Genomic DNA, 21,524 nt, shown 5'->3' on the forward strand with positions numbered 1-21,524 from the left:
TCAGCTCTTCCAGGACCAGTCTTGGAAGTACATCAGGTTCATCGGGTCCTGCGGCTCCACACCCTGCAAACCGGACTTGTAAGCCGAGATCTGATAGACGGGGTTCGGCATCCACAGCACCGGCAGGTCTTTGGCCAGGAAGTCGTTGTACTCCTGCAGGGCGCCGGCGTCGGCGGAGAACTGAGCCTTGTCGATGAGCTTGTCGGCCTCGGGGTTGCTGTAGCTGCCGAGGTTGACGGGAGCGTCGGTCTGGAACAGGCGCTCGCCGGAGGCGAAGGCCGGATAGTACCAGCTGCCCTGGGAGCCGAAGAACGACATGTCCCAGTCGCACTTGGACTCCTCCGGCTTGCAGGCCGGGGTGACCGCGACGGAGTCGGGCACCTCCTTGATGGTGAGCTGCACGCCGACCTTGGCCATCGCCGACTTGATCTCGGCGAACATCTTGGAGGTCGCGGCGAAGCCGGACTGGCTGGTGACGGTGAAACTCAGCGGGGCGCCCTTGGCGATGCCCTCACCGCACAGGGCGGGGTCGTCGCAGGTGGTCTGCCCGTCGGGCGTCACCTTCCAGCCGTGGGTCTCCAGCAGTTGCCTGGCCTTGGCCGGGTCGAAGGGGTAGGCGCAGCCCTGGCCGCTCGGCTGGCCGGGCTTGGCCGGGACCGGGCCGCAGGTGGGCGCGGCCATGCCGCCCCAGATGACCTTGCTGATGGTGGGCTGGTCGATGAGCATCTGCAACGCCTGGCGCAGGTAGTCCTGCTTGAACAGCTTGCCCGTCTCGGGGTTGTTGAAGTTGAGCTGCAGGTAGGTGATCGACCACCCGTACCAGGGGGAGACCGTGTAGCCCTTGGACTCCAGGTAGGCCTTCTGTGAGAGGTTGGTCGGCGGAATGTAGCCGTAGTCGATCTGCCCGGCGCGCAGCACGTTGAACTCGGCGTCGTCGCCGGTGAACGGACGCAGCACGATCTTGTTCAGCTTCGGCTTGTCGGCTCCGGAGTAGGTGCCTTGCTTGGCCAGGACGACCTCGCCGCTGGGCACGTAGCTCTCAAGCTTCCACGGGCCGCTGGTGGTCTTCCACAGCGGGTTGGTGGCGTAGGACTTGGGGTCCTTGGCGGCGGCTGTCAGCTCCTCGAAGGTCTTCTTGGGGTCGCCCTTGTCCCAGGCGTGCTTGGGCAGCGGGACGATGCGGTTGAGCTGGTTGTCGACGAACCAGGCGGTGTTGTACGCCTTCTTGGTCGTCAGGGAGAAAGTCTTGCCGTCCTTGACCTTGAACTCGGCGATGTTGTCGGGGAAGCCGCCGGGGCGGTACGAGGCCCACTTCTCCTTGTTGGTGGTGACGAGATCCCACCAGAACCGGATGTCCTCGGTGGTGATCGGCTTGCCGTCGGACCAGGTGTCGTCCTTGAGCGTGATGGTCAGCGTCTTACCGCCGTCGCTGACGGCGGGCGGCTGCGCCAGGGAGCGCCCGGGGTCGACGTTGTCGGCGCTGGACCCGTCGAGCTTGTAGGCGTACAGCTTGCGGTACAGGGCGGTGGAGAAGATCTCGTTCTCACCCTGGGTGAAGCCGGGGGCCGAGATCGGCAGGATCCAGTTGGGTGTGCGGAAGGCCACGGTCGCCGTGTCCTTGCCCTGCGCACCGCCCTGCTGGGCGCCGCCGCCGGTGCCCGCGCTGCAGGCGGCCAGACTGAGCCCGATGGCCACGCCGCTCACGATGCGGATTCTCGTCCCCATGGTTCTCCTCGTCGAGACGTGGGTGTGCCCTCCAGGGCCATTAGTCCGGGAAATGTATAGAGACGGAAGTTCGAAGTCAATGGAAGATTGAACTTTGTTCAGCAGGCTTATTTCGAGCTATGGTCTGGGACGAGGAGATTTCCCGATGATGATCTCCGTGCTCGATGATGGACCCCGATCGGTTCCTCAGGGAGGAGAGGCATGTCGGACCCCGCCGGTCTGCGGGAGCAGACGTTGAGTCTGCTGTCCAGCGGCAAGGCCACCTCCCGCGCGGATCTGGTGGAGACCCTGCAGGTGGCTCCATCGACCGTCTCCAGCGTGGTGCGCCGGCTGCTGGAGGAGGGCATGATCCTGGAGGAGGGCGTCGGCGTCTCCACCGGGGGACGCCGTCCCAAGATCCTCCGGCTGCGCGACGCCGGTGGCGTGTTCGCCGTGGTCGAGCTGGGCGGCCACCATGCCCGTGTGGGCCTGTGCTCGCCCTCCGGAGTCCTCATCGCCGCCGAGGAGTCCGTCATCGACATAGGAGCCGGCCCCGCATTGATCTTCGATGAGATCACCGGGGCCTTCGACGCCATCAGGACCGCCCACGCGCCCGACCAGCGGCTGCTGGGCGTCGGCGTCGCCCTGCCGGGACCCATCGAGTACCCGCACGGGCGACTCGTCGGCCCGGCCCGCATGCCCGGCTGGAGCGGCTACGACGTGCAGAACGACCTGCGCGACCGCTTCGGCGTGACCGTGCTCGTCGACAACGACGCCAAGGCCGCCGCCATGGGCGAGTACGCCACCCGTCGCGAGACCGGCGACATGATCTACGTGAAGGCCGGCACCGGCATCGGCGGCTCCCTGGTCGGCGACGCCGGGATCTATCGCGGCGGGCGTGGCCTGAGCGGCGACATCACGCACATCCGGGTCGCCGACAGCGGCGAGCGCGAATGCTCCTGCGGCGGCCGCGGCTGCCTGGAGACCGTCGCCAGCGGCGCGGCACTGGTCCGCGAGCTGGCCGGGCGGGGCCTTCCCGTGACCAGCACCCGCGACATCATCGCCGCCACCGCCAACGCCGACCCCGCCGTGGTGACCTTGGTGCGGCAGGCCGGGCGGCTGCTCGGCGTGGCGCTGTCGGGCCTGGTCAACTTCCTCAACCCCGGCAGCATCGTCATCGGCGGCGTGCTGTCGAGCCTCGACGTCTACGTCGCGGCGGTCAAAGGCATGCTCTACGAGCGCTGCCTGCCATCGCTGACCCAGTCGCTGTCCATCGAGGCGAGTCTCACCGGCTCCGACGCGGCCCTGATCGGGCTGGGCCGCCTCCTGCGCGACTCGGCCGACGTCCTCCCCTCCTAGAAAGCGCTACCGTGTCCCTGCGTATCGCCATCTGCGGCATCCACATCGAGTCCAGCACCTTCTCACCCCACATCAGCGGCGCGGCCGACTTCGACGTCACCCGCGGTCAGGCCCTGCTCGACAGGTACGGCTGGCGCGGCGAGCCGTGGGCGGCCACAGTGGAGTGGGTGCCGCTCGTCCACGCCCGCGCCCTGCCCGGCGGCGCCGTCGAACCGGCCGCGTACGACGCCTGGAAGATCGAGATTCTCCAGGGTCTGGCCGACGGCCGCTTCGACGGGGTGCTGCTGGACATCCATGGCGCGATGAGCGTCGTGGGGCGTCAGGACGCCGAAGGCGATCTGATCACCGCCATCCGAGAGGTGATCGGTCCGGAGCCGCTGGTGTCGGCGGCGATGGACCTGCACGGCAACGTCTCCCCCACCCTGTTCGACGGATGCGACCTGCTGACCTGCTACCGCACGGCACCGCACGTGGACGTCTGGGAAACCCGCGAGCGCGCCGCCCGCAACCTCGTCGACGCACTGCGCCGCGGCGGGCGACCGCACAAGGCCCTGGTATCCGTGCCGATCCTGCTGCCCGGCGAGATGACCAGCACCCGCGTCGAGCCGGCTCGCGGTCTGTACGCCCGTATCCCCGACATCGAAGCCAGGCCCGGTGTCATTGACGCGGCCATCTGGATCGGCTTCGCCTGGGCCGACGAGCCGCGCTGCACCGGTGCGGTCGTGGCCACCGGCATCGACGCCGCCGCCACCGAGCAGGCGGCACGCGAGCTGGGACAGGCATTCTGGGACGCCCGCGAGGACTTCGCCTTCGTCGCCCCCACGGGCTCCATGGACGAGTGCCTGGACGCGGCGCTGAAGGTGGGCTCGGCCCGGCCGTACTTCGTCAGCGACTCAGGTGACAACCCGGGCGCCGGCGGCGCCGCCGACGTCACCTACGCCCTGGAGCGGATGCTGGCCAGGCCCGAGATCCGCAACGGCTCGGTCCGCGCCGTCTACGCCTCGCTGTTCGATCCCCGGGCGGTGTCGCGCATCGAGCACCTGCCGGTCGGCTCACCCGTCAGCGTGCACGCCGGCGGCCGCGTCGACACCCGCCAGCCCGGGCCGCTGCTGCTGGACGGCATGCTGGAGGCGTTGGCCGACGATCCCGACGGCGGCCGGGTCGCCAGCGTGCGCATCGGCGGGCTCAGCGTGTTCCTGACCTCCCGCCGCATGCAATACCGCCTCCTGGAGTCCTACCGGCGCCTGGGGGTGGAAGTCGCCCACGTTGACGTGGTCGCCGTCAAGATCGGTTACCTGGAACCAGAGCTGTTCGAGGCCGCCGCCGACTGGATGCTGGCGCTCACTCCGGGCGGTGTTGACCAGGACCTACAGCGGCTGCCGTACCGGAACCTGAAGCGGCCCATCTTTCCGCTGGATCATGACGCCACCCTGGACCTTTCGCCATCGGTCGGATCCAAAGTCCGCACAAGGCCTTAGGTTCTGTTTTTCGGTATCGTCGCCGTGTGCCCGAGCTGATCGTGCCCACCACCCGCCTCCACGCCGCCTGGCTGGAGGCGCGTGCCGAGTGGGGTCCCGGCGTCCACGAGGACGGTTTCGGGCTGCTGCCGGCCGACGAGGTCGGCTCCCCGGCCGGGTTCGCGGCCTGGGTGGCGCAGCTGACCGGCGGGCCGGATCACGCTTTAGACGTCGTCTCATTTGGAGATACGGCGGTAGCGGATAAGGGCTGCGGCCAGGGCGACGAAGGAGCCGAAGTGGTCTGCCCGGCGCTCATAGCGGCGGTGCACCGTCTGCCAGGAAGCTCCGAAGATCGGCAGGAGCTGCCGCCAGGTGCAGCCGCTGGTCGCCACGAACACGATCGCCGCCAGGACCAAACGGTCATTGGCCCGGCGCCGACCGCCACCCTGCGGCCGCGTCGGCGACGGCGGCATCACCCGCCGGAACAGCTCCCACAGCTCGTCGGGAACCAGCCGATCAACGAAAGCACCCATGATCAACCCAACGATTGACCACCGAACAAGACGCGGTCCAAGGATGCCCTGGAGCGTCGGATCACGTGCTTTCCTCATCTTCGCTGTGACAGAGGGCGCGTTACCGCCTCGCCGGGGCGCGGGGCGTACCCGGTGAGCCAGGCAAACGATCAAGGGCAGGGTACTGCAACAAGATCATTTTCGTCCTGTCCGTTATCCATGGCTGCGGTGGAGAGGTCTCGTCAGCCGGGTATCGCCCCACGAGCGATGTGAGCGGTCCGCCCGGGCTCGCTCGACAGGCGAGTCCGGATCAAGGGAGATCGGCAGGGCGGCGTTCTGGACCGAGATCGGCGGCTCGGCCACGATGGGGACATGACGGGAAGCGGATCAGCGCAACCGCCGACGGTGGGCGGAGGAGCAGGCTCGCGCCTGAACTGGACGGCAGTGAGCGCCATGGCGGGTGCGATCGCGGCCGTGGTCGCGCTGATCGCCTACCTGGCGCCGCCGACCCCGCCTCCACAGCCCCAACCCCAGCCCGACACGGTGGTCCCCGCCCCGGCCCCGGAGTCATCGTCACCGGACCCGGTCACCACCACCCGGCATACGCCGAGGACCCGGCGTCCCACGCATGAGCCCGGCACGCCCGAACCGCCACCGAGCCCCACGCGCGAGATCCCGGATTCCTCCCCAGTGGTGGCGGCCGTCCGGCCCGGCGGCTGCGACGAAGCGGCGGAGGCGCTGACCGCATACCGCCGGAACGCCGGGACCGTCCGCGACAGCCAGGCGGCCGCGGCTCAGCAGACGTACCAGGACCTGATGGGCGCGGTCCTCGACGCGCAGGGAGCGGTGGGGCAGAAGATCAGTCTGCTGTCCCGCGAGTTCCAGGAGCTGAGCTTCCGCTTGACCGGCATGACCGGCGGCGACCCCAACCAGGTGATCGCGGACATCAATACGGACATCGCGGAGCTCAACCGGCTGTGCGAACCCACCTGATGATCCGCGCCCCCGTGGCGCCCCGTCAGGTCGCGTCGACGACCTCTTCCACCGCGCTGCTTCCGCTCCCCGGGCGGGACTCCCACTCCCATGACTCGTCCAGTCGTAGACGTCCGTCGGCCAGCACCGTGATGCGGGATACGCAGTGGCCACTGGAGGTCTCGCCCGCCAGGTTGAGCTGGGTGTAGCGGAAGTCGATGCGGTCACCGTCGAGGGTGCCGACGAGGAAGCCGCGACGGACGGAGCCTCCCGCGTAGGTGCCCCAGATCTCGTTGGCGTCCTGGTGATAGGTGAAGATCGTCTCGGTGCCGACCTCGCCGCCTGCCACGTCCGCGACCGCGCGGAATCGGCGGCCGTCCAGGGAAGGAACCGTCATGAAGGCAGTCCAATCCTGCCGAGGACCCGGTCGCCCGGGCGGAGGGCCCAGGAGGCGAGGGTGCACAGCGCGAAAAGCGATGTGTAGGCCACGTGGTACCACGCCGATCCGGACACCAGGTGAGAGGTGACGGCGCCGGAGAAGTCGAAGAACGCGCCCGCGTAGGCCCATTCCTTCAGCCGGGGGAAGCGCGGGGCCACCAGGATGAGCGTGCCGGGGATCTTCCACACGCCCAGGATGACGGCCACGTACCACGGGTAGCCCAGCTGCCGCTCCAACACGTCACGGACGTAGTCGGTCCGCAGCACGTCCCACACGCCGCCCACCGCCGACTCCAGCGCGATGATCGCCGTGGTCACCCAGTAGAGGATGCTGCGAACGCGGGAGCCGGTATCGGATTCGAGGACGCGCATCGGCGTGATCGTCTTCGCGCCTTCGGACAAGAAGACGTGCTCCTCTCGGGTCACGCCAACGGCCGTCCGCTGGTCATGACCATGACTCCGGAAACCCGAAGAATGTGACAGCTCCGGCTGTCACATTTCCGCCGCGCGCCGGGTCATGGAGGCGACGGAACGGGCTCGGCCGCCGACCTCGCGCGGGCGTCTCTCGCGAGGGTCGTCACCTTCGCCATGCCCGCGCCGTCGTACAGGTGAAGACGAAACGCGAGCAAGTGGGTGTCCGTATATGTCAGAGACTGGGGCGTCTTCGAGGCTGTCCCGCCGGCCGCCGCCCACGAGCAGGGATCACCTGCCTCGGCAACCCCCTTTCAACGAACCCGGAGGGATTCGTCCATGAAACTCACCGTCTTCGGCGCCAGTGGTGGCGTCGGTCAGCATCTGCTCGACCAGGCTCTGGCCAAGGGTCACGACGTCACGGCCGTCGTACGGAATCCGGCCAAGCTGGACGGGAAGCCCGTCCAGGTCGTGCGTGCCGCTGACATGGCCACGGCCGAGGTCACGGCCCTGCTGCCCGCCGTCGAAGGAGCCGACGCCGTTCTGTCGGCGCTCGGCCCGCCGAACAACGCCGCGGCCGGGGTGGCCTCCAGGGGCACCAAGGCGATCCTCGCGGCGATGCGCGCCGCCGGGACCCGTCGGCTGGTCGTGGTGAGCGCCGCGCCGGTGGGCACCACCCCCTCTCCCGGCCGCCCCAACCCGCCCCGGCACGACCCCGGCGACGGGCCGTTCCTGCGCTACCTGGTGTATCCGATCGTCAAGGCCGCGCTCCGTCCGCAGTACCTCGACCTGGCCGTCATGGAGGACGACGTGCGCGACAGCGGCCTGGACTGGACGGTGCTCAGGCCGGTGCAGCTGACCGACAAGCCGGTGACCGGCGCTTACCGGACGGCTGTGGGACAGAACGTGCCGGGCGGCCGGTACGTCTCACGCGCCGACGTGGCCCACGCCATGCTCGCGGTGCTCGACCGGCCGGACACGGTCGAGCAGGTCATCGGCATGGCCGACTGACCCTCTCATCACCGACCACAAGGGAGAAATCATGAATGAAGTTCCGATCACCCGTACCGAAACGCCGGTCGACGAGCCCATCACCATGATCAACGCCTTCACCGTCCCGGTGGAGGAGTCGGAGACGTTCCTGCCGCTGTGGATGGAGAACGCCGAGATCATGGCCAGGCAACCGGGATTCGTCCGGGCGCGGCTGCACCGATCGATGATCGACGACGCCGAGCTGCGGTACGTCAACGTGGCTCACTGGGAGAGCGGGAGGCAGCTCGAAGAGGCGCTGAGCAGGCCCGAATGGCAGGAGAGCGCCCAGCGGCTGCTCAATGACCCCGGCCTGCACATCACCGCGCGGCCCGGCATCTACGAGGTCATCGTCGACCTCCAGCCCTCCCACCACGGAAGCGCCGCACCGGTGACCAGCTGAGAAGTCGGCGCTGTGGCCCGGGCATCCGCTGAAGGACATGCGGATCCCGGGCCACAGTGTTGTGTACGGCAGGTGGCCGGGTGCCCCTACCGAACGGTCGACGCCCGGCCCACCGCCGCGCGGACGCTCCGGTCGTCGAAGGGATGGAGAAGGTCCCGCCAGTCCGCCGGCCAGTTCGCCAGCGCCACGCCGATCATGATGGTCAGGTGCAGCGGCGCCGACACCTCCTCATACAAGGGGGCGACATCGATGAGGTGCGTCGTCACCGCGCCGATCAGCACGAACACCAGCCCCGCCGCGCCGATGAACCTGACCCGCCGCCGCGGGACGAGCATCATCAGCCCGAAGACGAGCTCCAGGGCGCCGACCACGAACCGCATCCACGGCGGCCAACCCCAGTCGACGAACTTCTCCGCGTAGGCCGGACCGAAGAAGGTCGGCCCGGGCCAGAACTTGGTGACGAAGCCGATGAAGAACGACACGGCCAGATACCAGTAGAGGATCGTGGCCAGCCGTCTCGGCCAGGTACGTGCGGTCATGAGCACTCCGTCGTGTTCGCCATGCGACTCAGCCCCACTTCTGGCCGGCGAGCTGCCGGGTGGTGACGTTGAGCCGGTTCGACAGGTTCGTGACCGCGGCCATCAGAATGATCGCGGCCAGCCCCGCCTCGTCGTAATGCCGGGCCGCCTCGTCCCAGATGTCGTCGGGGACCGGGTCGCTGCGGTCGGCGAGCCGGGTGGCGGCCTCGGTGAGGGCCAGCGCGGCCCGCTCGGCGTCGGTGAAGTACGGCGTCTCCCGCCAGGCCACGACCAGCCCCGTCCGCGCGATGACGCCGTCCTCCATGTCGTGCCGCATGGCCTGGAAGAGGGCCTGGATCGCTTGTCCCGCGTCCGGCACCGGGTAGGCGGGGTTGGTCATTCGTGCTTGCATGATTCGTTCCTTTCCGAGAAGTCGGTGCATCGGGAGCGCTCAGGGTGAGGCGCGGACACCGTGTCCTCACCCTGAGCGGGTCCGCCGGCTACTGCCTCCACTGCTCCGTCGGCGACACACCGGGCAGCGGCTTGCCGATGAGGGCCAGGGGGATGAAGAAGCAGACCTGGCCGATCGCCATGATGAGCGTGGCGAGCGCCTTCTCGTCGTAGTGCTCGCGCGCCCGCTCGTACAGCTCGTCGGAGACGCGCTCGCCGGTCGGGTCAGCGGTGAGGACGGCCTCCACCAGGGCGAGCGCGACGCGCTCGGCGTCGGTGAAGTAGGGGGCGTCCCGCCAGGACGCCACGGCGGTGATGCGCTCCTCCGCTTCGCCGGCCTTGCGGAGGTTGCCGGTGTGCAGGACCGTCAGGTACGTGTTGCCGACGATCTGCCCGGCGCGCAACTGGAGCAGGCTGATGGTGGCCTCCGGGATGGTGCCGTTACCGGTCGCCTTGAACAGGACGCCGCCGATGTCCTTCAGCTCGGGGACGAGCACGGCGGGGTTGGACAGGCGCGACTGGCGGTGCTGCTGCTCGGTGCTGGTCATGGTGGTGGGGTTCCTTTCTGAACGGTGTTCCGCCGCTATGACGCATCCAGCGGGCCGAAGGTGACCGGCGATGGGCGTCACCCAGGGGTGCTGCCGAGGGGCTCGGCGCTCCGGCTGACGGGGTGTGGCCGCAGGAGCAGGACGGCGGCGAGGATGGCGGCCAGGTAGAACGCGCCCGCGCCGAGCAGGCCGGCGGTGTAGCCGCTGGTGAGCGCGTCGTGCGGGGGCGTGCCCGGCGGCCGGTTCGCGGTGGCGGTGACGGCGATGCCGGCCAGGACGGCCAGCCCGAGTGCGCCGCCGATCTGCTGGCTGGTGTTGACCAGGCCGGAGGCGATGCCGGAGTCGCGGGACGCCACGCCCTGGACGCCGCCGATGGTCGCGCCGACGAAGCCGATGCCCAGGCCGACGCCCCCGGCGAGCTGGGCGGGCAGCAGGACGAGCAGGGGGTTCTGGTCCGGGGTGAGGAGACCGAACCAGCCCATCGCCGCGGCGGCCACCGCCATGCCGGTCGCCAGGACGGTCCGCGTGGAGGCGCGGGCCTGCAGCGCGGGTCCGACGACGCCGGAGCCGATGCCGATGCCGACGGCGAACGGCAGATAGGCCAGTCCGGTGATCATGGGCGAGTACTGCTTGATCGTCTGCATGTAGAGGGTGAGGAAGTAGAAGGTGGCCAGCTGCCCGGCGCCCATGAGCAGCATGACCAGGTTGACGCCGAGCCGGCCGCGGTCGGCCAGTACTCCTGACGGCAGCATCGGGCTGTGCGCGCCGCGCTGGATGACCACGAACGCGACGAGCGACGCGACGGCCACCGCGCCGAAGGCCAGGGTGAGCCCGTCGCCTACGCCGTGGGACCCGGCCCGGTTGATCGCGTAGACCAGCGAGCCGAGGGCCAGGGTCGCGGTGAGAGCGCCGGGCAGGTCGAGCCCGCCGCGCTCACGGGTGCCGGGCACCAGGGCGAACGTGCCGGCCAGGACCAGGAGTGCGATGGGGATGTTGACGAACATGATCCATCGCCAGCCCAGGTACTCCGTCAGCGCACCGCCCAGGAGCAGTCCGGCGACCGAGCCCAGGCCGCCCATGGCGCCGTACACACCGAGCGCCCTGTTGCGCTCCGGTCCGGCAGGGAAGGTGTCGGCGAGCAGGGACAACGCGGCCGGGGCGACGATCGCGGCGCCGAGGCCCTGCAGGACGCGGGCGGCGATCAGCATGCTCTCGTTGCCGGCCAGGCCGCCCAGCAGGGAGGCGGCCAGGAAGACCGTCAGTCCGGCGCGGAACAGCCTGCGCCGGCCGAACAGGTCACCGGCCCGGCCGCCGGCCAGCAGCAGGCCGCCGAAGGCCAGGGCGTAGGCGGTGAGGACCCAGTCCAGGTCGGCCTCGTCGATGCGCAGGCCGGCTCCGATGACGGGCAGGCCCACGGTCACGATGGTGCCGTCCATCACCATGAGCAGTTGCGCGGCCGCGATCACCAGCAGGGCCAAGCCGGTGTTGCGGGTTTCGGAGTGCGAGGTCATGCGGGCTCCTCAGGAGGCGGTGGCGGCGCGGTGGACGGCGGCGGCGAGCCGGTCGTGTTCGGGGTAGGACCAGGCGAAGCCGAAACGGCGCCGGGTGTAGCCGAAGGCGATGCCGCTGAGCGGGTCGGCGAAGGACTCCGAACCCGCCGAGCCGTCGTGGCCGAACGCGTTCGCGCCGAGGAACGGGTAGCGCAGGCCCTTGGCCTGGAAACCGAGCGCGTAGGCGCCCTGTTCGCCGCGGACCAGGTCGCCGCCGGTGGAGTGCAACTGGGCGAACTCGGCGACGGTGTCCGGCTTGAGCAGCGGCGGGCGGCCGTCGATGCCCCATACGGCCGCCGCGTACAGGCCGGCCAGACCGCGCGCGCTGCCCACCCCGCCGGCCGATGCCGGGCCGTTCGCGCGGACGGCGCGGGTGTTGGCGAAGGCCACCTGGTCCAGCGGCGGCGTGCCGTTGAGCCCGTACCCGACGCCGAGGATGCTGTGCGGGCCCGGCAGGTTCGACCAGAACGCGGCCTCCTGCTCCGGGGTGGCCGTCCACCACTGGATCGGCCGGAAGCGGCGCTCCTCGGCCTCGGGCAGCCCCAGGTAGAGGTCCAGCCCGTACGGGACGCGGATGCGCTCGTCGAAGACCTGCTGCAGCGACCGCCCGGTCACCCGCCGGATCACCTCGTTCACCATGGCGAACGAGACGAACCCGCCGTAGCCGTAGGCCGACCCGGGCCGCCAGTACGGCCGCTGCCCGGCCAGGCGGCGCGCGATCACCGCGTCGTCGGCCAGCTCGGCGGCCGACAGCCCGCCGTCGACGCCGATGACACCGGAGCGGTGGGTCAGCATGTCCCGCAGCGTGATCGCGTCCTTGCCGGCGGCGGCGAACTCCGGCCAGTGCCGGGCCACCGGCTCGTCGAGATCGAGGACCCCCTCCTGCACCAGCAGCGCCGCCACCAGCGTCGCGGCCCCCTTGGTGGAGGAGTAGACGCCGGTCAGCGTGTCACCGCTCACCTCGTCCCCCGCCCACAGGTCCACCACCCGCCGACCGTGCGCGTAGGCGGTCAGTTGCGCGCCCACCTGGCCGTCCTGCTCGGCGGCCACCTCGGCGAACGTTTCGCGCACCTGCTCGAAGCCGTCCGCGACCGTTCCGTGGACATCCGTCCTGCTCATCGTCGGCAACCCTTCGTGAGTGAGTGTTGGTCGCCGGCATGACGGACGGTCAGGGGGAAAGGTGACCGGATACGTTCGCGGTCACCTTTTACTGGTTTGACGCGTCAGCATTCTGACCTGGCCGAGATGAGAGGAATGCGATCGTGACGCCCCATGACTTCCTGGCCGACCAGTTCCAGGGGCACCGCCCGCATCTGCAGGCGGTCGCCTACCGCATGCTCGGCTCGCTGAGCGAGGCCGAGGACGCCGTTCAGGAGGCATGGCTGCGGCTGGCGCGCTCGGACGCGGGGGGCATCGACAACCTCGGTGGCTGGCTGACCACCGTGGTCGGTCGGGTGTGCCTGGACATGCTCCGCGCCCGCAGGTCTCGACGCGAGGAGTCGCTGGAGGAGCGCCTGCCCGACCCGGTGATCAGCAGCGCGGATGCCGCCGACCCGGAGCGGGAAGTGCTGCTGGCCGATTCGGTGGGCCTGGCGCTGCTGGTCGTGCTGGAGTCCCTGACTCCCGCCGAACGGCTGGCGTTCGTGCTCCATGACATGTTCGGCCTGCCGTTCGAGCAGATCGCGCCCATCGTGGACCGCACCCCCACGGCGGCCAAGAAGCTCGCCAGCCGGGCACGCCTGCGGGTCCGCGGCGCGACCCCGAACCCCGACCCCGACCTGAGCAGTCAGCGCCGGGTGGTGGACGCCTTCCTCGCCGCCGCCCGCGACGGCGACCTCGCCGCGCTGGTGTCCGTCCTCAACCCCGACGTGACGCTGCGCGCCGACGGCGGGACGCTCACCGGCGGCATGAAGGTCATCAGAGGCGCCGCGGCCGTGGCGGGACAGCTCGCCACCTTCCAGCGCATGGCCACGAGCGCCACCACCCACCCGGCGCTCGTCAACGGCCTCGCCGGCCTGGTCAACACCATCGACGACGAGCTGATCTCCGTCATGAGCTTCACCGTCTCCGACGGCAGGATCGCCACGATCGACATCCTGTCCGACCCCGACCGGCTGGCGCAGCTCGACCTCACCCACCTGGAGCCGTGACGAAGATGAACTTGACCCTGACACCGTGTCAGACGGCACGGTGCGGAGCATGTCAGTCACCTATGTCGGCTCCGGGCCGTACTGCTACGCCAACTCCCTCGCGATGGTCCTGGGCGGCGAGGCGCCGCCTCCGGCAATGATCGAGGTCCTGACGGGCTCCCCGTACGGGATGCAGCTCATCGGCGGCCGGTTACCGCTGTTCGACGCGTTCGGCTGGGACCCCGAGATCGGGATCGACGCCGCGCTCGGCCTGCTCGGCTGGGAGTGCGAGCGCGCGGACGGCGGGACGGCGGCGGCGGCGCTCGACCGGCTGCGCCGGGCCTGCCAGGACGGCCCGGTGCTGGCCGGGCCGCTTGAGCTCGGTCTGCTGGCATACCAGCCCGGGTCGGGTAAAGCGGCCGGCGCCGACCACTACCTGGTGGTGCTGGAAGTGGCCGGTGACACCGTGCTCGCGCACGACCCGCAGGGCTACCCGTACGCCACCCTGCCGGTCGGCGCCTTCGCCGAGGCGTGGCGCGGAGAGCTGATCCCCTACCTGGAGCGGCCGTTCCGGATGCGGCACAGGTTCACCCGGCGCGAGCAGGTCGGCCCGGAGGAGGCGCTGCGGCGCTCGCTGCCCGCCGGACTGGCCTGGCTGGCGGGACGTACGGACGTGGAGGTCCCGCCCGGCACGCTGGGGTTGGCCGAGGCCGCCGAGCGCACGGCCGAACTGGTGGAGGAAGGGCTGGACCCCGAGATCAGGGCGCTGTGGCAGGCGTTCGCGGTGCGGGTGGGCGCCCGCCGCCTCAACGACCTGGCGGCCTGCCTGTCGTCCCTCCACCTCGACGCGGGCGCGGCCGTCGCCGCCGAGCAGGCCCGCATCGTCGGGGGGCTGCAGGGTCCGCTGGTGTCGGGCGACGACGCGGTGCTGGCGGCCGGCTTGCGCCGATTGGCCCCGACGTACGAACGGCTGCGCACCGCCCTGATCACCGGCAGGAAGGCGTCCTAGGACATGGAGGAAACAGATCAACGAATGATCTGACGATCGATCACGCTTCGATCAGGGGTTACGGCCGGTCGCCAGGATGAATATCGAGGGCGACTTGCTAGACCCCGGGCCGTGGAATGACATGCAGGCCGGGATCGTCCATCAGCCGTTGCATCGAGGCGTGCCATTCAGGGTCGGTCCCCGCCTCCCAGAAGGCCGTGGGCGGACACAGCAGACCACGTTCGCGGCGGCCGTGTTGTTCGAGGTGGTCGGCCAGCCGGTACAGCGGCTGGGCGAAGGGCGGCTCGCAGGCGGGGATCGGCCTCGATGGTCTCGGCCAGGTCCGCCGGCCGCCGGTCGGTGAACCGAAGCGGGGAGGTGATCTCCTCGGCGCCGCCGAGCAGCGCCCGGACCGCCGGTGATCAACGACTGGGCCATCGCCGCGCCCAGGCCGGCATCGGCGGCCGGCCACTCCCCTCCGGATCATTGTCGAACAGCAACGCCAGCTGCTCGGCCAGTTGCCGGCTGGTACGGACCCGCTCCGGATCGATCGCGGCCATCGGCTCCCCCAGCGCTGTTCGGAGACGTCCGGAATCCACCTCTACACCGGCCGCCGGGACTTGGCCATCGAAACGAAACGATCCGTTATCGCCGAACCGTCTCGAAACCGAACGTCGCCCTACGCGACCGTGCTGTCACCACCCCCAAGCAGGAAGGACACCCTGGTGAACCGCACACCCCACACGCCCCGCCCCCGCCGCCCCCACGAGCGCGGCCCCGGCGTCTTCGTGCCGCAGCATGTCATCGCCGCCCTGACCTGCCTGATCCCGGGCGTCGCGGCCGGGGTGCTGGTGTGGCTGACTCCGGCCGTGTGGCCGCCGGTCGGTGCCGCCGTGGCGGTGATGGGACTGTCGCTGACGCTGTACGGGCTCCGCCGCGGACGGCACCGCCCCTGAAACCGTCGGCGCAGCTGTCCCGAACTGGCGGCCCGTCCCTGGCGGGCCGCTGGCGTTCGCGGGCCGGACTGCGACTCTCCGGCCGGTCGTCATCGCCGGGAAGCGCCATGGGGCACAGCAGTCCATCCATTACGTTAGGTAGTTAGATAAATACTCTGTGTAATGTGACGGGTGGTGACCCTGCTACTCCAGAAAGGACATCACACCCATGCGTTTCTCCAGCCACCTGCCCACCCTCGCCCTGGCCACCGCCGCCATAGCCGGCGCCCTGGCCGTCGCGACCCCCGCCCAGGCCGACGACATCCCCACCTACACCTGCGACAAGGTCCTACACGGTGGTGCCATCGTGCTGGGTGAAGACAACTGCACCGCCTCCAATGGCGCGACCGAGCGGGGCGCGTTCCTGGGTGAGTTCATGGTGATCACCCGCGAGGAGCCGCAGTGGACGTTCCGCTGCCACATCGGGGGCGTCGTCCAGCTGCCCGAGGCCGTCAGGGGAGACAACTGCGAGCCCGTCATTTAAGTCGGTACGGCCCTACTCCTGAGCCCGGCCCAGCCGGGCTCAGCAACGTCGGATACCGCCAACGGCCATCCCGCTGTTCCCCGACCCTGTCGGTAAGGTCGGCCCCACCAGCCACCATCTGAGACGTTGCCGCAGGTGAACAGTGGTCGAATCGCTAGCGCAGCGAGGAACTGGAAGCGACCCCGGATCGGGTGAGGCATTGAGATGGCGGTAGAGGTCCGGAGTGTCGTGGCCGGTCACTCCGGACATGAGGTTGGTCGGCCCGGTGGTTGCCGTCACCGCGTCGGACTCGGGGTGCGTGGCCAGAGCGGCACCGACGGCGGAGGGCCGATGGGCGGCGGGAGGTCAGGCCTGACCACCGTAGAGCCGAGCCACTTCGTGGAAGGCTGCTTTCGGCTCCCAGCGATACGATCCCACCGCGTCGTCCTGGATGACTTTGACGATGCCGTAGCCCGCCATGTCGAGATCATGCCGGGGATCGGCGGAGTGTGGGTGGTGCGGCTCGATGAACTCGAACACGTACGCGCCCTGCACGTTCTCCTCCTCGAAGATCCCGATCAGTTCGGCGATCTGCTCGGCCTGGACTCGCTCGTTCCTGACCCACGAGCCGTTGATGACTGGCGTTGGTCCGCCGCGATCGATGATCGCGTGGCTGGAAGGTCCCTTTTCCGCGGCGCCGTCGTAGCCGCCGCAGCCGAACTCGACGATGACCACAGGCTTGCCGTACCGGTGGAATCTGCGCAGGTTCTTGACGTATCCGGAACGGTTGTACGGCATGCGGTAGTAGTCCAGGCCCACGACGTCGAACGGTGTCCAGTCCACTGCCTCCCACAATCCCGCGCCGTAGGTGATACGGCCTCTGAAAGCGGATCTGGCGACCGCGGCGGCGCTGCCCAGGAGACGGTTCAGCTTCCTGTTGAACCATGGGAACAGCGGCCAGTACAGCGGGGAGGCCAGCTTGGCGCTTCTGTCCTCGTGGGAGGCGCCGGGCATGATGCCCGCGGAGAAGACGGTGAGCTCACAACCTACGTTGAGGTCGATCGTCTCATACTCCTTCCTGAGGAGTTCGGCGGCTTCGGCCGTTCGCGCCAAATGGTCCAGCGTCTCCTGCGGACCGGCGTCGATCAGCCGGGGTTGCAGCCATACGTGCAGTCCGTTCTCCAGCGCGACTGTTGCGGTCTGAACGAGCCGGTCGAGGTCGGCGCCGTAGATGCCGACGGAATTGGCGTGCAGCTGGTCACGGATGGCCTGGATCTCCTGACGCATCAGATCGGGCCGCCATTCACCTCGGGACAGGACGCCATCGGGAAGGTAGTTCGTACCGATGTCGTAGTTGACGCCTTTGTGGGTCAGGCCCATGGGAAAGTCCCTACTTCCGGGTGGCACGGTCGAAAAGTGTGATCAGCTCGATGGCATAGGCGGTGAGATCGACGGTGGGGTCCACCGCCCACCGGCTGAGCGCCCCGATGAGGGCCTGGCCGATGGTCACGGCGACCACCTGGGGATCGAAGTCCCGGAACTCGCCGTCATCCAGGCCCTGGCGCAGGATGTCGGTCAGCAGCGTGATGACCGATTCGTCGGTGGTCGTCGCGAAGCGCGGCGTGCCGTCGGCTGCGCGGTGGCTGCCGACGATGTCTCCCACCGCCAGCACACGAGAGCGGTGCGATCGCAGGTAGTCCAGGTTGGACTGGATATAGGCCCGGAGCCTGCCGGCCGCCGTCGTCTCGGTTTCGAGCCGCGCCTGGATGAACGCCCACGTATCGTCGTAGATCTGCTTGACCACCTGTTCCAGCAGCTCATCCTTACCGGCGAAGTGGTAGGAGATCACGCTCTTGCTGATCTGAGCGTGCTGCGCGATCCGCGACAGCGATGCTTGCGCGTAACCGACGCTCGCCACCGTCTCGATGGCGGCGTCGATGATCTGTCTCCGGCGGGCCTCTTCAATGATGGGATTGCGTTTTCGGCCGATCGGCCTACTGTCAGACTGCATGGACTGATGTTAGGCCGATCGGCCTGATCCAACAAGCTGCGTGCCGCCAGTCGGCCGTGCCCCGCCCGGGGGTCCCGGCAGCAATGGAGCAGAATCCAACGAACCCGCTTCTGACCTGTAGTGACGTGGTGTTCCGCGCCGAGGTGGAAGGACTTCGTCGTGGTTGTTGGTGATGACGGTGGGACGGCCGCCGTGGTTGCCCCTGCGGGCTGCGGCGTCCAGTCCTTCCAGCGTCGCCTCGCGGATCGCTTCTCGCTCGGTTTCGGCCATGGCGGCGAAGAACGCGAAGAGCATGCGGCCGGGCCCGGCCGGGTCGTAGATTCCGGCGAGGGGGCCGGCGAGCATTTCCAGGACCAGGCCGTGCGCGGTGAGGTGGTCGGCCAGAACGGTGAGCTCGCCGGCGTCTCGGCCGAGCCGCTTCATCTCGTACACGGTGAGGATGACGCGGCAGTGCGGGGCATGGGCCTTGATCGCCGGACGGTGGCCAGGGCCTTTTCGAACGCGGGGCGGGCCTTGAGGCGGGTGGAGATCTTCTCGCTGAAGATCTTGTCGCGGCCGACGCCGTGCGCGGTCAGGGCGTCCAGTTGGGACTGGAGCTCCTGGGTGAGGGAGGAGCAGCGAGCGTAGCCGAGGCGGATGTCGGCCGAGGGCCGGTCGGGGTCGGTGGGGGCGGGCGGCGGTGTGCCGGACCGCCACGGCCGGCCTGGCCTGCGGTCGGCGGGAGTTTGAACGCGGAGCCGTTCGGCGAGCCGGGGAACCCTGGCGAAGCGGCCGGGTGGTAGGCGCCGGACCGTGACCGGCAGGGCGATCCGGGTGGGACGTCGCATCGCGGACAGGGGTGACGTTCGACCTCATCGGCGTCGCGGGTGACGTCGTCGGCGGTACCGGAATCGGCGGCGGATACGGCGCTCATTCGGGCCTGGGGAACGTCGACCAGCCCCGAATCCTCTCACAAACATTTCTCAGAACCGCCTCGATCAGAAACTTGAGTGAGAACGAGTTGTGAGAAGGATTCGAGACCTCCGGGCCATCCCTGAGACGCATTCATGATCTTCTATCGGAACCGGTCGTTTGCGAGAGCCTCGGATGTCGATCATTTTTCCTCGCCTCGGTCCACCGGATCATCGGACTTGGCCGCTTCACGGACCGCCCTCTCGGGGCGATGCATTCACGGGAGGAGGCCGTTCACGAGGGCACGCACACCCTTGGCGTAGGTGTCGCGGGCGGTCAGGTCTTCCCATCGCCTTGCCACCGCGCTCAGCCGGGGGAACTCCTTGGCATCCAATTCGGCGAAGACCCGCTCCCGGTAGGTGGGTCCGCCTTCTTCTCTCCGCCGGTGAGCCGCCGCTCGGCCGCTGATCTCGCCGGCGGTGTAGCGCCAGATGATCCGGTACGCGTCCACCGCCTCCTCGATCGTCAGCCCCCCGCGTACGGCGGCGTCGACGATCTGCTCCGGGTACCACAGTGCGCCCACCGACATGAGGTCGTCGGCCTTGAGGACGTCCACGGCCCACCGGCATCCCGACACGGCGTCATGCATGGCCATGGCGGCGGCCACCATGCGCTCGCGTGGCTCGTCCGGCAGTTCGGGGCGGGGAATTCCGGCCGCGTAGTCGTCAAGGAGCAGCAGGAGGAGTTCCTCCTTGTCGCGCACGTGGTGGTAGAGCGCCATCGCCGTGCTGCCGACCTCTCTGGCCAGCCTGCGCATGGTGAGTGCGCCCGTCCCGTCTTCCTCGATCACTCGCAGCGCGGCAGCGACGATCTCTGGCCGCGAGATCTTGGGTGGTCGTCCTGTACGCGTCGGCATCCTGCCATGCTACTTTCTATACGTGTATAAAAACTCATGGGTCGTAGCGGTGCTCGCATTCGCGGTAGCCGTGGGGACCCTCCAGATGACCGTCGTCGTACCTCTGTTACCCGGCCTCGAACAGCAGCTCCATGTCCCGTCCACCACCGTCTCGTGGACGCTCACCGCCGGGCTGCTGTCGGGAGCGGTCTCGATCCCGCTGCTGGCGCGGCTCGGCGACATGTACGGTCGGCGCACGACATCGCTGGTCGCACTCGGCCTACTCGTGGCCGGTTCGATACTCAGCGCCGTAGCGGGCACGCTGCCCCTGCTCATCGCCGGCCGGGTGCTGCAGGGAACGGCCGCGCCGCTGCTCCCGCTGGCCATGGGCCTGGTCCGGCAGGTAGTGCCAGGCCACCGGCTGCCCAGCGCGATCGGGGTGCTCAGCGCCACCATCGGGGTGGGCAGCGGCGGCGGCATGATCCTCGCCGGGGTGCTGGATGGGAACCACCGGACGGTGTTCTGGGCGCTGGCCGGGCTGGCCGGGCTGAGTTTCGTCCTGGTGGCGGCCGTGGTACGGGAGGCGCCGGCGCGCGGATCCGGACGACCGGACCTGGCCGGGGCGGCGCTGGTCGCGGTATGGCTCGTCTGCCTGCTGCTGGCCATCAGCAAGGGTGCCGCCTGGGGCTGGACCTCGCCGCTGACGCTGGGCCTGTTCGCCATGGCGGTGGCGGTGGCCGCGGCGTGGGTCACGACCGCCCGCCGCACCACGTCGCCACTGATCGAGATCCCCATGCTGCTGCATCGGGGGACGGTGGGGGCCACCGTGGCGTCGTTCCTGCTGGGGTTCGCGCTGTTCGCCGCCATCACCACCGTGTCGGCGGTGGCCCAGGGCGCGCTCGGGGCCTCGGTGCTGCAGGTCGGGATCTACCTGCTGCCGACCACGGTGCTGATGCTCGTGGTCTCCGTGCTCGCGGGTCCCCTGATGCGCCGTTTCACCGCGTCCGCGCTCGTGGCGGGCGGCTCGGTGCTGGTAACCGCCGCCACCCTGTGGCTGGCGGTTTCCAGGTCCTCAGGCGCGGACCTGTACGGGGCCGCGACGCTACTGGGGCTGGGCATCGGACTCGGCTACGCGGCGCTCGGAACGATGGCCGTCGAGCACGTGGAGCCCGCCAAAACCGCGGCGGCCGGCGGGGTGAACGCACTGGTCAGGGTCGTGGGCAGCAGCGTGGCCGGGGCAGTGGGGGCGGCGGTGCTCTCCAGCGGGGGCGCTGGATGGACCTTCGGCATCGCGGCCGGCGCGGCCCTGCTGGCGGCCCTGTTCTCCGCCGTCCACGGAAACCTCTCTCGAAAGGAACTGGCATGACGGACGAACAGCGCATCGTCGCATGGGGCGACGAGCTGATCAAGCTGCACGACGGCTTCCGCAGGGACCTGGCGGACCTGCGGTCATCGCGGGCGGATGCAGTGGACTTGCGTACATACTGCCTGACGTTCTGCGACGCCCTCCACGCCCACCACGAAGGCGAGGACAATGCGCTCTTCCCCCATCTCGGTACTGAGTACCCCGAGCTGGCTGAGACCCTGACCCGGCTCCGCTCGGAGCACCGGGTGGTGGCCCGGCTCATGGAACGGATCAGGCAGCTTCTCGACCATGACGGCACGGCGATCGGCGAGGAGTTGGACCGGCTCGCCACCGAACTGGAGGCCCACTTGGACTACGAGGAGAAGCAGTTGGTCCCGATCCTCAACAAGATGCTCACTCTCCCCGAGGAGGTCTAGGCTCGCCGCAGGACGGGAC

26 protein-coding genes and 1 pseudogene are annotated in these 21,524 nt (G+C 69.3%); 11 read left to right on the plus strand and 16 right to left on the minus strand.

Annotated features, from left to right (window positions below; all coding sequences use genetic code 11):
* Positions 1-1,725, minus strand: coding sequence for a peptide ABC transporter substrate-binding protein (locus tag ACQP10_RS20695; protein ID WP_346021117.1), 1,725 nt, complete (start codon positions 1,723-1,725; stop codon positions 1-3).
* A 201-nt stretch (positions 1,726-1,926) separates the two neighbouring features.
* Here ACQP10_RS20695 and ACQP10_RS20700 point away from each other — a divergent pair, with 201 nt between their 5' ends.
* The gene (locus ACQP10_RS20700; protein WP_346021116.1) at positions 1,927-3,063 is read left to right on the plus strand and encodes an ROK family transcriptional regulator; all 1,137 of its coding nucleotides are present in this window, start codon (positions 1,927-1,929) and stop codon (positions 3,061-3,063) included.
* Between the two features lie 11 nt (positions 3,064-3,074).
* Entirely contained in the window at positions 3,075-4,541 is a 1,467-nt protein-coding gene (locus ACQP10_RS20705) for a M81 family metallopeptidase (RefSeq protein WP_433539519.1), read from the plus strand.
* Between the two features lie 293 nt (positions 4,542-4,834).
* On the opposite strand, the pseudogene ACQP10_RS20710 reads toward ACQP10_RS20705, so the two are convergent.
* Positions 4,835-5,053 (minus strand): annotated as a pseudogene (locus ACQP10_RS20710) (transposase); the annotation flags it as partial.
* A gap of 423 nt (positions 5,054-5,476) precedes the next feature.
* On the opposite strand from ACQP10_RS20710, the gene ACQP10_RS20715 reads away from it, so the two are divergent.
* The gene (locus ACQP10_RS20715; RefSeq protein ID WP_346021114.1) at positions 5,477-6,025 is read left to right on the plus strand and encodes a hypothetical protein; all 549 of its coding nucleotides are present in this window, start codon (positions 5,477-5,479) and stop codon (positions 6,023-6,025) included.
* A 25-nt stretch (positions 6,026-6,050) separates the two neighbouring features.
* On the opposite strand, the gene ACQP10_RS20720 is transcribed toward ACQP10_RS20715, so the two are convergent.
* Positions 6,051-6,401 carry a hypothetical protein gene (locus tag ACQP10_RS20720; RefSeq protein ID WP_346021113.1) on the minus strand — a complete coding sequence of 117 codons (351 nt, stop codon included), beginning with the start codon at positions 6,399-6,401 and terminating at the stop codon, positions 6,051-6,053.
* The gene (locus ACQP10_RS20725; RefSeq protein ID WP_399500995.1) at positions 6,398-6,844 is read right to left on the minus strand and encodes a DoxX family protein; all 447 of its coding nucleotides are present in this window, start codon (positions 6,842-6,844) and stop codon (positions 6,398-6,400) included. The genes ACQP10_RS20720 and ACQP10_RS20725 overlap by 4 nt, the downstream gene beginning before the upstream one ends.
* Before the next feature lie 348 nt (positions 6,845-7,192).
* On the opposite strand from ACQP10_RS20725, the gene ACQP10_RS20730 reads away from it, so the two are divergent.
* Complete coding sequence (locus ACQP10_RS20730; RefSeq protein ID WP_346021112.1) at positions 7,193-7,864, plus strand: NAD(P)-dependent oxidoreductase; 672 nt, start codon at positions 7,193-7,195, stop codon at positions 7,862-7,864.
* 31 nt (positions 7,865-7,895) lie between these two features.
* Positions 7,896-8,285 carry an antibiotic biosynthesis monooxygenase family protein gene (locus ACQP10_RS20735; RefSeq protein WP_433539520.1) on the plus strand — a complete coding sequence of 130 codons (390 nt, stop codon included), beginning with the start codon at positions 7,896-7,898 and terminating at the stop codon, positions 8,283-8,285.
* Between the two features lie 86 nt (positions 8,286-8,371).
* Here ACQP10_RS20735 and ACQP10_RS20740 read toward each other — a convergent pair whose 3' ends face one another.
* The 5 genes from ACQP10_RS20740 to ACQP10_RS20760 all read right to left on the minus strand — a co-directional run bounded on the left by ACQP10_RS20740 (position 8,372) and on the right by ACQP10_RS20760 (position 12,470).
* Complete coding sequence (locus ACQP10_RS20740) at positions 8,372-8,824, minus strand: DoxX family protein (protein WP_399500994.1); 453 nt, start codon at positions 8,822-8,824, stop codon at positions 8,372-8,374.
* A gap of 28 nt (positions 8,825-8,852) precedes the next feature.
* The gene (locus ACQP10_RS20745) at positions 8,853-9,215 is read right to left on the minus strand and encodes a carboxymuconolactone decarboxylase family protein (RefSeq protein ID WP_346021109.1); all 363 of its coding nucleotides are present in this window, start codon (positions 9,213-9,215) and stop codon (positions 8,853-8,855) included.
* Positions 9,216-9,303: 88 nt separating this feature from the next.
* On the minus strand, positions 9,304-9,801 hold the full coding sequence (locus ACQP10_RS20750) for a carboxymuconolactone decarboxylase family protein (RefSeq protein WP_346021108.1): 498 nt from the start codon (positions 9,799-9,801) through the stop codon (positions 9,304-9,306).
* Between the two features lie 77 nt (positions 9,802-9,878).
* Positions 9,879-11,312, minus strand: coding sequence for an MFS transporter (locus tag ACQP10_RS20755; RefSeq protein WP_433539521.1), 1,434 nt, complete (start codon positions 11,310-11,312; stop codon positions 9,879-9,881).
* A 9-nt stretch (positions 11,313-11,321) separates the two neighbouring features.
* Positions 11,322-12,470, minus strand: a complete 1,149-nt coding sequence (locus ACQP10_RS20760) for a serine hydrolase domain-containing protein (protein WP_399500991.1) — start codon at positions 12,468-12,470, stop codon at positions 11,322-11,324.
* 143 nt (positions 12,471-12,613) lie between these two features.
* Between ACQP10_RS20760 and sigJ the strand changes: the two genes are divergently transcribed.
* Together sigJ and ACQP10_RS20770 are read left to right on the plus strand one after the other, a co-directional pair.
* Entirely contained in the window at positions 12,614-13,501 is an 888-nt protein-coding gene (sigJ, locus tag ACQP10_RS20765) for an RNA polymerase sigma factor SigJ (RefSeq protein WP_346021105.1), read from the plus strand.
* A gap of 49 nt (positions 13,502-13,550) precedes the next feature.
* Positions 13,551-14,489 carry a hypothetical protein gene (locus ACQP10_RS20770; protein ID WP_433539522.1) on the plus strand — a complete coding sequence of 313 codons (939 nt, stop codon included), beginning with the start codon at positions 13,551-13,553 and terminating at the stop codon, positions 14,487-14,489.
* A 401-nt stretch (positions 14,490-14,890) separates the two neighbouring features.
* On the opposite strand, the gene ACQP10_RS20775 is transcribed toward ACQP10_RS20770, so the two are convergent.
* Complete coding sequence (locus ACQP10_RS20775; protein ID WP_390004514.1) at positions 14,891-15,028, minus strand: hypothetical protein; 138 nt, start codon at positions 15,026-15,028, stop codon at positions 14,891-14,893.
* Positions 15,029-15,193: 165 nt separating this feature from the next.
* On the opposite strand from ACQP10_RS20775, the gene ACQP10_RS20780 reads away from it, so the two are divergent.
* Both ACQP10_RS20780 and ACQP10_RS20785 read left to right on the plus strand, forming a co-directional pair.
* Positions 15,194-15,424 carry a hypothetical protein gene (locus tag ACQP10_RS20780; protein ID WP_433539523.1) on the plus strand — a complete coding sequence of 77 codons (231 nt, stop codon included), beginning with the start codon at positions 15,194-15,196 and terminating at the stop codon, positions 15,422-15,424.
* A 208-nt stretch (positions 15,425-15,632) separates the two neighbouring features.
* Positions 15,633-15,947 carry a hypothetical protein gene (locus ACQP10_RS20785; protein WP_399500987.1) on the plus strand — a complete coding sequence of 105 codons (315 nt, stop codon included), beginning with the start codon at positions 15,633-15,635 and terminating at the stop codon, positions 15,945-15,947.
* Positions 15,948-16,292: 345 nt separating this feature from the next.
* Here ACQP10_RS20785 and ACQP10_RS20790 read toward each other — a convergent pair whose 3' ends face one another.
* From ACQP10_RS20790 to ACQP10_RS20815, 6 genes are all read right to left on the minus strand, one after another.
* A complete protein-coding gene (locus tag ACQP10_RS20790; RefSeq protein ID WP_433539524.1) occupies positions 16,293-17,306 on the minus strand; it encodes a hypothetical protein in 1,014 nt (337 codons plus the stop codon).
* A 10-nt stretch (positions 17,307-17,316) separates the two neighbouring features.
* Positions 17,317-17,937 (minus strand): TetR/AcrR family transcriptional regulator, encoded by a 621-nt coding sequence (locus tag ACQP10_RS20795; RefSeq protein WP_433539525.1) that lies wholly within the window; start codon positions 17,935-17,937, stop codon positions 17,317-17,319.
* 9 nt (positions 17,938-17,946) lie between these two features.
* Positions 17,947-18,360, minus strand: a complete 414-nt coding sequence (locus ACQP10_RS20800; protein WP_433541929.1) for a recombinase family protein — start codon at positions 18,358-18,360, stop codon at positions 17,947-17,949.
* Positions 18,357-18,575, minus strand: a complete 219-nt coding sequence (locus ACQP10_RS20805) for a recombinase family protein (RefSeq protein ID WP_433541930.1) — start codon at positions 18,573-18,575, stop codon at positions 18,357-18,359. The genes ACQP10_RS20800 and ACQP10_RS20805 overlap by 4 nt, the downstream gene beginning before the upstream one ends.
* Entirely contained in the window at positions 18,509-18,850 is a 342-nt protein-coding gene (locus ACQP10_RS20810; RefSeq protein WP_433539526.1) for a zinc finger domain-containing protein, read from the minus strand. Before ACQP10_RS20810 ends, ACQP10_RS20805 begins: the two co-directional genes overlap by 67 nt.
* 255 nt (positions 18,851-19,105) lie before the next feature.
* Positions 19,106-19,744 carry a TetR/AcrR family transcriptional regulator gene (locus ACQP10_RS20815; RefSeq protein ID WP_433539527.1) on the minus strand — a complete coding sequence of 213 codons (639 nt, stop codon included), beginning with the start codon at positions 19,742-19,744 and terminating at the stop codon, positions 19,106-19,108.
* Positions 19,745-19,793: 49 nt separating this feature from the next.
* Between ACQP10_RS20815 and ACQP10_RS20820 the strand changes: the two genes are divergently transcribed.
* Positions 19,794-21,089 (plus strand): MFS transporter, encoded by a 1,296-nt coding sequence (locus tag ACQP10_RS20820; RefSeq protein WP_433539528.1) that lies wholly within the window; start codon positions 19,794-19,796, stop codon positions 21,087-21,089.
* Positions 21,086-21,505 carry a hemerythrin domain-containing protein gene (locus tag ACQP10_RS20825; protein ID WP_433539529.1) on the plus strand — a complete coding sequence of 140 codons (420 nt, stop codon included), beginning with the start codon at positions 21,086-21,088 and terminating at the stop codon, positions 21,503-21,505. Before ACQP10_RS20820 ends, ACQP10_RS20825 begins: the two co-directional genes overlap by 4 nt.
* The last annotated feature ends 19 nt before the right edge of the window (positions 21,506-21,524 follow it).

It is taken from the genome of Streptosporangium sandarakinum, assembly GCF_050942225.1.
GTDB classification, from domain to species: domain Bacteria; phylum Actinomycetota; class Actinomycetes; order Streptosporangiales; family Streptosporangiaceae; genus Streptosporangium; species Streptosporangium nondiastaticum.